At 72.7% G+C, this 12531-nt stretch carries 9 protein-coding genes; 2 read left to right on the top strand and 7 right to left on the bottom strand.

What is annotated here, in order from left to right:
- Positions 1 to 158 precede the first annotated feature (158 nt).
- From ACZ64A_RS25125 to ACZ64A_RS25105, 5 genes are all read right to left on the bottom strand, one after another.
- Positions 159 to 1538, bottom strand: a complete 1380-nt coding sequence (locus ACZ64A_RS25125; protein WP_469813304.1) for a nitrate/nitrite transporter — start codon at positions 1536 to 1538, stop codon at positions 159 to 161.
- A 177-nt stretch (positions 1539 to 1715) separates the two neighbouring features.
- Positions 1716 to 3014, bottom strand: a complete 1299-nt coding sequence (locus tag ACZ64A_RS25120; RefSeq protein WP_469813302.1) for an acyltransferase family protein — start codon at positions 3012 to 3014, stop codon at positions 1716 to 1718.
- Entirely contained in the window at positions 3011 to 5203 is a 2193-nt protein-coding gene (locus ACZ64A_RS25115; RefSeq protein ID WP_469813300.1) for a glycosyltransferase, read from the bottom strand. Before ACZ64A_RS25115 ends, ACZ64A_RS25120 begins: the two co-directional genes overlap by 4 nt.
- Positions 5203 to 6468 (bottom strand): hypothetical protein, encoded by a 1266-nt coding sequence (locus ACZ64A_RS25110; protein ID WP_469813298.1) that lies wholly within the window; start codon positions 6466 to 6468, stop codon positions 5203 to 5205. Before ACZ64A_RS25110 ends, ACZ64A_RS25115 begins: the two co-directional genes overlap by 1 nt.
- A gap of 367 nt (positions 6469 to 6835) precedes the next feature.
- Positions 6836 to 7789: a LysR family transcriptional regulator gene (locus ACZ64A_RS25105; protein WP_469813297.1), complete on the bottom strand. Its 954-nt coding sequence runs from the start codon at positions 7787 to 7789 to the stop codon at positions 6836 to 6838.
- Positions 7790 to 7909: 120 nt separating this feature from the next.
- Here ACZ64A_RS25105 and ACZ64A_RS25100 point away from each other — a divergent pair, with 120 nt between their 5' ends.
- Positions 7910 to 9196 (top strand): MFS transporter, encoded by a 1287-nt coding sequence (locus tag ACZ64A_RS25100; RefSeq protein ID WP_469813296.1) that lies wholly within the window; start codon positions 7910 to 7912, stop codon positions 9194 to 9196.
- Between the two features lie 131 nt (positions 9197 to 9327).
- On the opposite strand, the gene ACZ64A_RS25095 is transcribed toward ACZ64A_RS25100, so the two are convergent.
- Positions 9328 to 10311 (bottom strand): extracellular catalytic domain type 1 short-chain-length polyhydroxyalkanoate depolymerase, encoded by a 984-nt coding sequence (locus ACZ64A_RS25095; protein WP_469813294.1) that lies wholly within the window; start codon positions 10309 to 10311, stop codon positions 9328 to 9330.
- A gap of 178 nt (positions 10312 to 10489) precedes the next feature.
- Between ACZ64A_RS25095 and ACZ64A_RS25090 the strand changes: the two genes are divergently transcribed.
- Entirely contained in the window at positions 10490 to 11599 is a 1110-nt protein-coding gene (locus ACZ64A_RS25090) for an HAD family hydrolase (RefSeq protein WP_469813292.1), read from the top strand.
- 6 nt (positions 11600 to 11605) lie between these two features.
- Here ACZ64A_RS25090 and ACZ64A_RS25085 read toward each other — a convergent pair whose 3' ends face one another.
- Entirely contained in the window at positions 11606 to 12526 is a 921-nt protein-coding gene (locus tag ACZ64A_RS25085; protein WP_469813290.1) for a DUF4232 domain-containing protein, read from the bottom strand.
- Positions 12527 to 12531: the final 5 nt, after the last annotated feature.

The raw sequence follows: 12531 nt of genomic DNA, 5'->3' as shown, positions 1-12531 counted from the left end.
TCCGGTGTACCTGTATGCCGGCCGAGCCTGTCAACGGCGCGTGACAGGCTCGGTTCGGTGTGATGTCCACGGTGTTACCGAAACCGCGGCCCGGCGACATCAGCGGCTGTGATCGCCGGCCCGGGGGCCCGCAGGTCCTGCGCCGGGCCGGCGCGGCGTCACACCTCGGCGTAGGTGAGCTGCGGCGCCGCCTCGGCGGCGGCTCCGGCCCGGCTGCGCGCGGCCGTACGGCGAAGGTATACGGCCCAGGTCACGGCGAAGCACACGGCGTAGTAGGCGAGGAAGGCGACGAACGCGCCCGTGCCGGAGCCGTAGGAGAGGAAGGACTGGCGGAAGGCGAGGTTGATGCCGACGCCGCCGAGGGCGCCGACGGCCCCGATGAGTCCCATGGACGCCCCGGACAGCCGCCGTCCGTAGGAGGCCGCCGCCTCGCCGGTGAGGCCCTTGGCCTGCGCCTTGGCCTGGAAGATGCCGGGGATCATCTTGAAGGTGGAGCCGTTGCCGAGCCCGGTGAGCACGAACAGGACCACGAACGCGCCGGTGAACAGCGTCAGCGACTTCTGCATCGAGGCGAAGATCAGTACGGCGGTCGCGGCGCCCATGGCGACGTAGGTGGCGAGGGTGATCCGCGCGCCGCCGAACCGGTCGGCGAGCCGGCCGCCGAGCGGGCGGACGAGGGAGCCGAGCAGCGGGCCGAGGAAGGTGACGTAGGCGGCTTCCAGCGGCGTACGGCCGAACTGGTTGGTGAGCACCTGCCCGAAGGCGAAGGAGTAGCCGATGAACGAGCCGAAGGTGCCGATGTAGAGCAGCGACATGATCCAGGTGTGGGCGTCCCGGGCGGCGTCCTTGGCGGCGCCGGTGTCGTTGCGGACGTTCTCCAGGTTGTCCATCTTCCACGCGGCGAGGCCGGCGGCGAGGACGATCAGCGGGATGTAGATCCCGAGCAGCACGCGCGGTCCGCCGCCCGCGCCGATGATGGCGAGCGCGGCGAGCTGGATGACCGGCACGCCGATGTTGCCGCCGCCCGCGTTGAGCCCGAGCGCCCAGCCTTTCTTCCGCAGCGGGAAGAAGGCGTTGATGTTGGTCATGGAGGAGGCGAAGTTGCCGCCGCCGACGCCGGCGAGGAGCCCGACGAGGAGGAAGGTGGTGAAGGAGGTCCCCGGTTCCATGACCGCGAACGCGGCGATCGTCGGCACCAGCAGCAGTCCGGCGGAGATCACGGTCCAGTTCCGCCCGCCGAACACGGCGACGGCGAAGGTGTACGGCACCCGGACGACCGCGCCGACCAGTGTGACCACCGAGGTCAGCAGGAACTTGTCGGCGGGGCTCAGCCCGTACTCGGGCCCCATGAAGAGCACCAGCACGGACCACAGGGTCCACACGGAGAACCCGATGTGCTCGGAGAGGACGGAGAAGGCGAGGTTGCGCCGGGCGATCCTCTCCCCGGTCTCCTGCCAGAAGGTCTCGTCCTCCGGATCCCACTGCCGGATCCAGCGGCCGCCCCTGCCGGGGGCGGGGGCGGAGCTCGGTGCGGTCATGACGCCTCCACGGTGCGACGGTTCGGTCCACACGGCCTGCGGGTGGCCGGGTTCCGACGCTAGGGAGGAGTCGTTTCCACGCTGTGGCCACGGGTGACCGGGAGGGAACGTTGCTCTCACCGGGAGACGAGGACGGAGGTGAGGGCCGGCCGCACGGGCGGCCGGCCCCCGGTGCGGTCAGGCGGTGCGGCGGCTGCGGGATCCCCCGCGCTTCACGCCGTTCGGCCACAGCCGCGGACTGCGCTTGGCCGCGATGTCCTCGATCCAGCCGAACGCGAGGATCGCGAGCCCGATCAACGGCCAGACCAGGACGAACATCCAGATCATGTACGTCGCGTCCAGCAGCTCGGTGCCACGGCCGTCCATGAAGGGCAGGTTGTAGGCGAGGTCGATGATCGGGACCGTGGAGATGATCAGCAGGTTGTGCCAGAGGTAGATCGTCACGGCACGGTTGTTGGACAGCGTCACCAGCTTGTCCCAACGGGCCAGCCGGCCCGGGAGCTCCTGCCAGGACGGGGAGTACTGGAGCAGGATCACCACGAACCCGAAGGACCAGGTCGCCTGGGCCAGCGGGATGTCGTTGAGGTCCCAGCCGTCGGGCCCCTGGTGGCCCGAAGCCCACCACAGTCCGAACGCCATCACCATGGCCGAGCACGAGACCGCGAGATACCGGGGGATCTGCTTGAGCAGCCCGTCGTGGTGGGCGAACCCGAGCACCCAGCAGCTTCCGTACATCGCGAAGTCGCCGATCGCGTTGCCGGTCTCACCGGGGATCTTCACCAGACCGGTGCCGACGACGGCCGTCAGGGCCAGCGGGGCGAACAGCGTCAGCCAGGGCTGCCGGCGGAACGCCCACAGCAGCAGGGGCGAGGCGACCACGAACCACAGATAGGCACGCAGGTACCAGAGCACACCCGCGGCCTGCACCGCCCAGGTGTCCTCCAGCAGGCCGGACTTGGAGCCGATGTGCCAGGGGAAGGGCGGTGCGCCGACCGGGACGATGTAGTTGAGCAGTTCGACGAGACCGAGGGTTCCCCCGTGGTCGGGGTCCTTGAGCGGGTTCCAGCCACCCGCGAACATCATCGCGAGCACGATCGCGCTGAACACCCACAGCGGCGGCAGCAGCCGGCGCACCCGGCCCCGGATCACGCCGAGCGCCGGCCGCTTCAGCGAACGCGCCATCAGCGAACCGGCGAGCGCGAACATCACGCCCATCGACGGGAACAGCACCGTCAGCCACGCCCAGCCGAACAGGTGGTACACGACCACACGGACCAGGGCGAGGGAGCGCAGCAGATCTAGGTAGCGGTCCCGGCCGGATCCGGCCGGTCCGGCCTGCGGCGCCGGCCCGGCGGCCCCGGGCGCCTCGGTGGCCGCGGCGGCAGGTGGTGCGACGGGGCCGGGGCCGGCCGTGCGCTGCTGGGGGAAGCCGTACGACGGTATCGACGACTCCGCGCTGGTGTGTCCCTGGGTCATCCCACGGGCCTCCGATCACTGCTGCTGGACGTGCGCTGCTGGGGCACCGGGCCGCCGGGGGCCTCCACGACTCCGGTGCGCCGCAGCTTCTGCCAGCGCAGCCGGCCACCGGTCAGGGCGGTGATCCAGGACTGGAGCAGCACGACGTACATGAGCTGGCGGTACAGGATCTGCTGCAACGGCAGCGAGATGAGGTGCGTCATGCGTTCCCGGTCGAGGCGGAAGGCGTAGGCGGCGCAGAACGCCTGCAGTGCCAGCACGCCGAGCCAGGCGACGATCGTCTTCTGGGTCGGGCCGAAGACCACGCCGTAGAGCAGGAACACGTCGATCAGCGGCGCGAGGAGCGGGGCGACCACCATGAACAGGGAGACCAGCGGCAGGCCCACGCGACCGAAGCGGCCGGAGGGGCCGCGCTCGATCAGCGCCCTGCGGTGCTTCCAGATGGCCTGCATGGTGCCGTAGGACCAGCGGTAGCGCTGGGACCACAGCTGCTGGACGGTCTCCGGTGCCTCCGTCCAGGCGCGGGCGTTCTCCGCGTACACCACCCGCCAGCCGTCGCGGTGCAGGGCCATGGTGATGTCGGTGTCCTCGGCGAGGGTGTCCTCGCTCATCCCGCCGACCCGTTCCAGGGCGCTGCGCCGGAACGCGCCGACCGCGCCGGGGATGGTGGGCATGCAGCGCAGGATGTCGTACATCCGGCGGTCGAGGTTGAAGCCCATCACGTACTCGATGTGCTGCCAGGCCCCGATCAGCGAGTTGCGGTTGCCGACCTTGGCGTTGCCCGCCACCGCGCCGACCTTCGGGTCGCCGAACGGCTGGACCAGCTCGCGGACGGTGGCCGGTTCGAAGACGGTGTCGCCGTCCATCATCACGATGATGTCGTGGCGGGCGTTGGCCAGGCCGCGGTTGAGGGCGGCGGGCTTGCCGGCGTTGAGCTGGCGGATGACCCGTACGTTGGGCAGGCCCATGGCCTCCACGATGCGGGCGGTGCCGTCGGAGGAGCCGTCGTCGACGACGAGCACCTCGATGGGGTGGTCGCTCGCGGCGAGGGAACGCACCGTGTTCTCGATGCACTTGGCCTCGTTGTACGCCGGGACGAGCACCGTGACCGGTTCGGTGACGGGCGGGCCCCAGCGGAAGCCGCGCTTGCGCACCCGGCGGGCGTGGATGCCGGAAAGCAGCAGCATCAGCACGAACCGGCCGATGACCAGGGCGCCGATGGCCGCGAGCCCGACGACGAGGACGCCGGTGACGTTCTCGGCGGCGCCGACCAGGAAGATCCAGGCCTTGCCCTTCCACAGGTCGACGCCGGTGACCTTGGTGTGGGCGCTGGGCGCGTCCAGGGCCTCGGTGAGGTTGTCGAAGGTGTAGCCCTTCGCCTGCAGCTTCGGCAGGAACGTGTCCAGCGCCTTCACGGTCTGGTGCCGGTCGCCGCCGGAGTCGTGCATCAGGACGATCGCGCCCTTGCCGCCGTGCGGGGTGGCGCGGCGGATGATCTCGTGGACGCCCGGCTTCTTCCAGTCCTCGCTGTCGGTGTTGTTGACGACGGTGATGTACCCGCGGGAGCCGATGTACTGGGTGACCGGCCAGGCCTTGTTGTCCATCGCGTCGGCGAAGGAGGAGTAGGGCGGGCGGAACAGCGAGGTGCGGATGCCGGCGGCACCGGTGATGGCGAGCTGGTTCTGCGACAGCTCCCAGTCGATGCGCTTCTTGGACTGGAAGGACAGGTCGGGATGGTTGAAGGTGTGCAGGCCGACCTCGTGGCCCTCGTCCACCATGCGCTTGACCAGCTCCGGGTAGCGCGAGGTCATGGTGCCGGTGACGAAGAACACCGCGTGCGCGTGGTGCTTCTTGAGCACGTCCAGCACCTTGGGGGTCCAGACCGGGTCCGGGCCGTCGTCGAAGGTGAGGACGAGCCGGTGGTCGGGGATGCTCAGGCTGGTGACCTGGCCGCCGCGCGTGTCGATGACCGGGCCGCCGTCCAGGATCTTCTCCGGGACCTTCGACGAGGACGCCTCGGGCTGGATGCGGTGGTCCGCGAGGATCTCGCTGTGCACGTATCCGCGCAGCATGAGCATCGCGATGAGCGCGACGAGGACGAGGACCGGCAGCAGCAGCCGCATGGGCACGCGGCGCCGCCGGAGGCCGCCACCGGCTGCTGCGCGGTGGCGGCGGTTGCGGGATGCCATCAGAGGACGTTCTCCGGGGAAGGGGCGGGAGCGGCGGCCTGGTCGGCGGGGCGCTCGGCGACGGGCGAGGGATCGCTCGGTCCGGCGGCCACAGGGCCGCTGCCCTCGGCGCCGGGCCCGGTGCCGGCGATGCCGCCGCCGGCACCGCCGCTCGTCTCGGTCGGGACGGGGTCGGGCGAACCACCGGTGCCGCCCGCGGGGCTGGACGGGCCGGACGAGGGCTGTGCGGGCTGCTGCGTGGAGCCGGGGCCGGGAGAGCTCTTGGTCCCGCCGGAGCCCGCGGTGGACTTGGTGGCATGCGGCTCGGGGGCCTTCGAGGCACCCGGCTTGCGGGAGCCGGCCGGGGCGCTCGCGCCGGGGGCGGTACCGCCGGTGCCGGGCGCGGAGGTGGCTCCGGTCGCCGGGGCGCTCGCGCCCGGGGAGGTGGCGGCGGTGCCGGAGGGCTGCGCCGACGCGCTCGGCGCCGGGGACGTGTCGACCTGCCCGGCGGGCTTCTCCGCCTTCGGCTCCGGCACGGGCAGCCAGGGTGCGCTGGAGCTGCCCGACAGCAGCGTCGCGATGATCACGACGGCGTAGACCGAGCAGGCCAGGGCGATCGCCATGCCGAGGCGCCGGAAGGTACGGCTGCGGCGGCCCGACTCGTCGACGAACACGGGGCCGTCGGAGCCGTCCTGCGCCGAGCCGGGACCGCCCTTGACCGGGCGCAGCCGCAGGTCGCCGAGTTGCACGGCGTCCATCTGGACGGTGACCTCGTGCGGGTCGTGCTCCGCTCGGGCCGGGGCGGTGACGGCGGCGGGCTCGCTCCACGGGTCGCTCAGGACACCGGCGGCGTCGGCGGCGGCCGGCCCGTGGGCCGGGAGAACCGACGTCGGATCACTGTGACCGCCGTGCGCCGGGAGGGCCGACGTCCGGCCGGGGTGGCCGACCGGAGGCAGGGCGGTGGTGGGATCGGCGTCGGCGAAGGCGGGCAGGGCCGCGGTCGGGCCGGCGTGGCCGGGTATGGACAGCGGTGCGGTCAGGGCGTCGCCATTACGCGGCGGTATGGCGGACGTCCGGTCGGTGGGGCCGTAGTGCTGCATGGCGGGCGTCCGGTCGGTCGGGCGGTAGGTCGGAAGGTCCGCGTCGCCGCGGAAGGGCAGTGCCTGGGTGGGGTCCGTGGCGCCGAGTGGTGGCCAACCGGCGGACGGGCGGCCGGAGAGGCCGGTGGTCCTCGCGTCGCCGAAGAAGCCGGCCGGTCCGCCGGCACCGGAACTCCCGGAGGGCATCGCGTCACCGGGCGACGCGGAGGCCGCGCCGTCGGGCAGCCCCGAGGGCCGAACGCCGGACGGTCCGGTTTCGGGGAAGGCCTGGGTGTCTCTCCCTGTTGAAGGGTGGTTCCAGGCCGCGGACGCCGACTCGGGCCATTCCGGTTGGGCGTCTTCCCGCCACTGTTTCACGCGCGACTTCCCCCCACGGGACAGTTCTGGAAGCGCCTACGACACCGAGCATCCGTCGATCGGACCGGGCCCCCACCCGGGCCCAGCGCCCCTTTACCACACCGTGCTCGGGCCATGAATGTAGCGCACGTGCGGGGCCCGTGGTCGCCACGTGTCAGTTGTGGATCCGCTTTGTGACCTGACGGATGACCAAAAATCACTCCTCGTCCACGACCGGAATCCATCCGCCGGCCGGCCGTCGCAGCCACTCCTCCTCCGCCGTGAGCTGGGCGGCCGCCTGCCGCAGGGCATCGAACGCGGGGTGGGTGAGGCCACGTCGCCACACCAGGGACACCGGCGACAGCGGCACCGGCTCGACGAGCGGCCGCACCACCGTGCCGGGCAGCGCGGGGAAGTCGACGACGGCGAGGACGGGATGGCCGGTCTTCGCCATCAGCCGCTGGAACTCCTCCTCGCCGACGGCCAGCGGAGCCGGTGGCGCGATCTCGATGCCCCGCCCCTCGAACAGCAGCCCGGCGAGCTGCGTCCACTCCGGCGTGCGCGGGTTCCCGGCACCGGCGTACACCGTCTCCCCGGCCAGCGCCGCCAGCGGGACGACCTCGCGCGCGGCCAGCGGATGCGCCTCGGGGAGGATGACGGCCATCGGCTCGTGGCGCACCGGCTGGTGGTCCAGGGCGGCCCGCAACGCCGGGTCCAGACCGGCGAAACGGCCGAACGACGCGTCGAGGCGACCGGCGATCATCTCGGCGGCCGCGCCGGTCAGGCCGCTCTCGTAGCGGGCCATCAGTTCGCAGTCGGGGGCGAGTGCCCGGGCCCGCTCCAGGACGCGGCGGCCGGTGACCAGGCCGGGCGAGTTGAGGTCGACCAGCAGCGGACGGGCCTGGCCGAACGCGGCGAGCAGGTCGTCCTGCGCCTGGAGCACCCTGCGGGCCAGCGGCAGCAGGCGTTCGCCGTCGGGCGTCAGGGCGACCTGCCGGGTGGTGCGCAGGAACAGCTCCGCGCCCAGCTCACGCTCCAACCGCCGCACATCCCGGCTGAGCGCCTGCTGGGCGATGTACAGACGGGAGGCGGCCCGGGTGAAGTGCAACTCCTCGGCGACGGCGACGAAGGCACGCAGCAGGCGGGGTTCGACGGAGGACGGGGACGGCATCCGGCGAACCTACAACGCGGGGACGACCGGCACGGCGGACAGGATTGACAACGCGGGCGCGTGAATCGGTGGTGATCAGGTGTTGGACCCCGTGATCCGCACCGGGCCAGCCTGGATCCCATGCCGCAGACCTCCCGGGGGACGACCCCGCCCGCACCCCTGCCCACCCTGACCGCCGACACCGTCGTCCTGGTCGACTTCACCTCCCGCGCCCGGGACCGCCCGCCCGGCCCCTACCGCCGTCTCTTCGCCCGCCGGGGCGCGCTCGCCTTCACACTCGGGAATCTCCTGGCCCGCCTGCCCATGGGCATGTTCAGTGTGAGCGCGGTCGTGATGATCGCCGGAACCCGTGGGTCGTACGCGCTGGCCGGCGCCGTCACGGCCACCGGGCTCGCGGCGACCGCCGTGCTCGCGCCGCGCATCGCGCGCCTCGTCGACCGGTACGGGCAGGCCCGGGTCGCCGTCCCCGCCACCCTGTTCGCGGCCCTGGGCAGCCTGGCGCTGCTGCTGTGCGTGCGCACCGGCGCGCCCGACTGGACGCTCTTCGCCGCGTACGCCGCGACCGCGACCACGCCCAACACCGGAGGCATGTCCCGCGCGCGCTGGGCTCACCTGCTGAAGGGGGAGCCGCAGGCCCTGCACACGGCGAACTCCTTCGAACAGTCGGTGGACGAGCTGTGTTTCATGCTGGGCCCGGTACTGGCGGCCTTCCTGTGCGGGACGTTCTTCCCGGAGGCGGGCACGCTGGCCGGGGCGGCCCTGTTGGTGACCGGGGTGCTGCTGTTCGCGGCGCAGCGCTCGACGGAGCCACCGCCGCATCCCCGTACGGCCCTCGCCTCGCCGCTGCGCACGCCCGGACTGCCGCCGCTGCTGGCCGTGTGCCTGGCGCTGGGCGCGGTGTTCGGGGCGACGGAGGTCGTCACGATCGCGTTCGCCGACGCACACGGACACCGGGCGGCGGCGGGCGTGGTCCTCGCCCTGCAGGCGGCCGGTTCCTGCGTGGCGGGCCTGGTCTTCGGCGCCGTACGCCCGTCCGGGCCGGCCGAGTGGCGCCACCCGTGGTGTCTGGCGGCGATGGCGGCCCTGCTGACGCTGCCGCTGCTGGCGGCGTCCCTGACGGGTTCGCTGCTGGTCCTGGCGCCCGCGCTGCTGATCGCCGGGACGGCCACCGCGCCGACGATGATCACCACGATGACCCTGGTCCAGGAACGCACCCCCGAGGGCCGCATCAACGAGGGCATGACCCTCGCCGTGACGGGCCTCCTCGGCGGCATCGCCTGCGGCAGCGCCACGGGCGGCTGGATGGTGGAGCACCTCTCCCCGACCGCCGGCTACGGCGTACCGGTGACGGCGGCGGCCCTCGCCCTGCTCCTGGCGCTCGCCCACCAGTCGCGCAAGCCTGCCTGAGCGACGGCGGACCGCCGGGTTCCGCCACCCGGTGCACCGCCGAGTTCCGTCACCCGGCGGTCCACCGCGTCGGCGCTCACCCGGCGGTCCGTCAACAGCGGCGCTCCCCCGGAGGTCCACCGCCCCGGCGCTCAGCCGGCCGCGAGCCCCCAGGTGAGCGCGAGGCGGTACCCGGCGCACAGGCCCACGTCGAGCAGATAGGCCCCGGCGGTCCCGCAGCCGGTGCCTGGATCGACGGGCTGCCCGTGCCCCATGCCCGTGATGCCGTAGGTCTCGACGACGGCCCGTCCGGCGCCGTCCCGGTACACGCGGTGCGGATACCCGGCGACGGTGTCGGAGACGTCGGCGGTCTGGTCGGCGCCCTGCACATCGGTCCACTGCTCGACCAGGTCGGACATGTTGACCGGCTTGACGGTGTAGTCGGCGCTGCCGTGGAAGACGGTGAGCACCGGCCAGCGCCCGCCGTATCCCGGCCGGGCGGCCCGCACCCGGTCCCCCCACTGGCGCGGGGTCTGCGTGGCGCCGACGTACATGCACACATACGGCGAACCGGCGGCCTGCGCGCATCCGTAGGGCAGCCCGGCGACGATCCCGCCGCCGGCGAACTTCTCGGGGTAGGCCGCCATCATCACGGCGGTCATGCCGCCGCCCGCGGACAGTCCGGTGACGTACACGCGCGCCGGGTCACCCCCGGTGTCGGCGAGTTGCCGGTCCACCATCTGCGCGACGGACGCGGCCTCGCCCTGACCGCGCTGGATGTCCCCGCTCTGGAACCAGTTGAAGCAGTTCGAGGCGTTGTTGCCGCTCTGCTGCTGGGGCAGCACCACGGAGAAGCGGTACCGGTCGGCCAGTTGGAGCCACCCGCTGCCGGTGCCGTACCCGGCGGCGTCCTGGGTGCATCCGTGCAGCGCGACGACGACGGGCCGCCCGGCGGGGAGAGCGTCGGGGTCGTAGCGGAACATGCGCAGGTTGCCGGGGTTGGAGCCAAAGCCGGTGACCTCCGCGAGGGCCGGTGCCGCGGTGGCCCGGCCGGGGGTGAGGGAGGTCAGGCTCAGGGCGACGAGGAGGGCCGCCAGGAGGGCGGCGATACGGTGTACGGCTCTGGTCGATGTCATGCGCAGGGACGGTAAGAGCCGGGCCGCCGGGCCGACATGGGGCGGGCGCCCACAATCGGGCGGTCCCCGTGTGGCTGTGTCGTACGTCTTGACAGGGACCGTCCGCCGGGAGTTCCCTTCGTTGCTCATAGGGCGAGGTATTGCACGATACGAAACCAACCGGAAGAGAGGGGCCGGCATGGCCGTCACCCGGCGTCGTCTGCTCAGTGCCGTACCGGTGGTCAGCGCGGCGGCGGCCGTGCCGGTACCGGCGCGGGCATCGGACGGGCCCGCACCCGGTCACCGGGGCGGAGAAAGGGCACGGCTGACGAACTGGCCCCCGGCGCAGGCGCGTCGGCTGGAGCGGCTCATCACCGGGTCCGCGGGGCGCGGTGCGTACGCGGTGTTCGACGCGGACAACACGATCTGGCGCCACGACCTGGAAGAAGCCCTTCTCCCCTACCTGGAGATGAAGGGCGAACTGACCCCGGAGACCATCGACCCGTCCCTGAAGCTGATCCCCTTCCGCGAGGGAGAGAGCCTCTACTCCTACTACGTCCGGCTCTGCGAGATCGACGACAAGGTCGGCTACCCGTGGATCGCCCAGGTGTTCGCGGGCCTCAGCCTGCGCCACCTGAAGACCCGCGTCGACGAGCTCTTCGCCTACGACAAGCCCATCCCGGTGACGTACTACGACGGCGGCGCGCTCGTGCACGACACGGTCAGCGCGCCCCGCATCTATCCGGGCCAGCGGGAACTCCTCAACGCCCTGCGGGAACACGGCATCACGCCGTACGTCATGACGGCCGCGCACGAGGAGCTGGTGCGCATGGTGGTCTCCGACCCGCGCTACGGCCTCGGCGTCGAGCCGCAGAACGTCATCGGCGTCACGACCCTCCTGCGCGACCCCGCCACCGGTGACCTCACCACCGCCCGCAAGCAGATCGAGCAGGGCCACTTCCTCGACGCCCAGTACCCGGCGAGCAAGCACGCGGGCATGGTGGTGACGCCGTACCTGTGGACGCCGGCCACCTGGTACGTCGGCAAACTCGCGGGCATCAAGGAGTACATCGACCCCTACCGGCGGCCCGCGCTCGTCGCGGGCGACTCCCCGTCGGACTGGTTCATGCTCTTCGACACCGATGTGCGGGACGGGGGGCTGCGCCTGTGGGTCAACCGCAAGGAGAAGTACACCGACGCGCTGGAGAGGGAGAAAGCCGAACGGGCGGACCGGCAGAAGGCGGCCGGCGTACCGGTGGACGCCGACCGGGGCTGGCTGGTCGTCAAACCCGCGGAGATCGGCGGCTAGCAGGGCTCACCGGGAGCCGGGCGCACGTCCCTCGGCTCCCCCGGCCGGGGTGCCCGTCTCCCGTTTCCACGGGCCCACGCCCAGCTTGCCCGTCGTGCCGAGGTCGAGTTCCGGGGTGACCGTCACCGGGCGGGCGCCCGCCGTGGCCCGCACCCGGACGTAGGGGGCGTTCACCGCGTCGCCGAAGCCGGTGGTGTTGCGCCACGTCAGGACGGCCACCGCACGCTCCCCGGGTTTCAGGGCGAGGGGCTGCGGGGTGCCGTCCGCGCCGGTGCCGGAGGCGATCTCGGCGCCGCCGTGCAGGACGCGGACCGTGCCGACGGGTTCATGGTCCTCGTCGAGGAGCTGGAGCCCCGGGTAGCCGTCGACGTGGTAGGTCCCGGTGCCGCAGTTCTGCAGGTGCAGCCCCACGACCCGCAGGCCCATCGCGGCGTCGCCCCGGTCGGCGTACACCCGCACCCCGGAGGGCGGACACGGGCCGCTCTGCGAGGGCGCCTCGGCGGAGGGGACGGAGCGCACCCGGAGGATCTTCGCGCCCGTCACGTCGTCCGCCCGGTAGCCCGGGCCGGCCGTCCGCCGGACGGTCGCGCCCGGCGCCACCCGCTCCACCGTCTGCGTCACGTTGTCGAGCGCGCCGCCGCCCACCGTCACAAAGGCGAGCGTGACGGTGTACGTCAGCTCGGCACCGGTGCGGTTGGTGACCTCGTAGGCGACCGTGGCGCCGGTGCGGTCGCAGGCGCCGGCCCGGCCGGAGCCCGGGAGCGCGGTGATCCGCACCCCGTCCTTCTCCTCCCCCGCGCCGCCCGCCGGTGAGGGCGAGGAGCAGGTCGGGGCGCCGGCCGGTCCGTCCGCCGTTCCCGTGCCGCACGCCGCGAGCAGCAGGGCGGCGGCGAGAACGGTTGGGACGGCGAGGGTAGAGGTCCGCATCCGGT

It is taken from the genome of Streptomyces sp. NPDC104814 (genome assembly GCF_055583185.1).
This window is presented reverse-complemented; position numbering and strand designations above follow the sequence as displayed.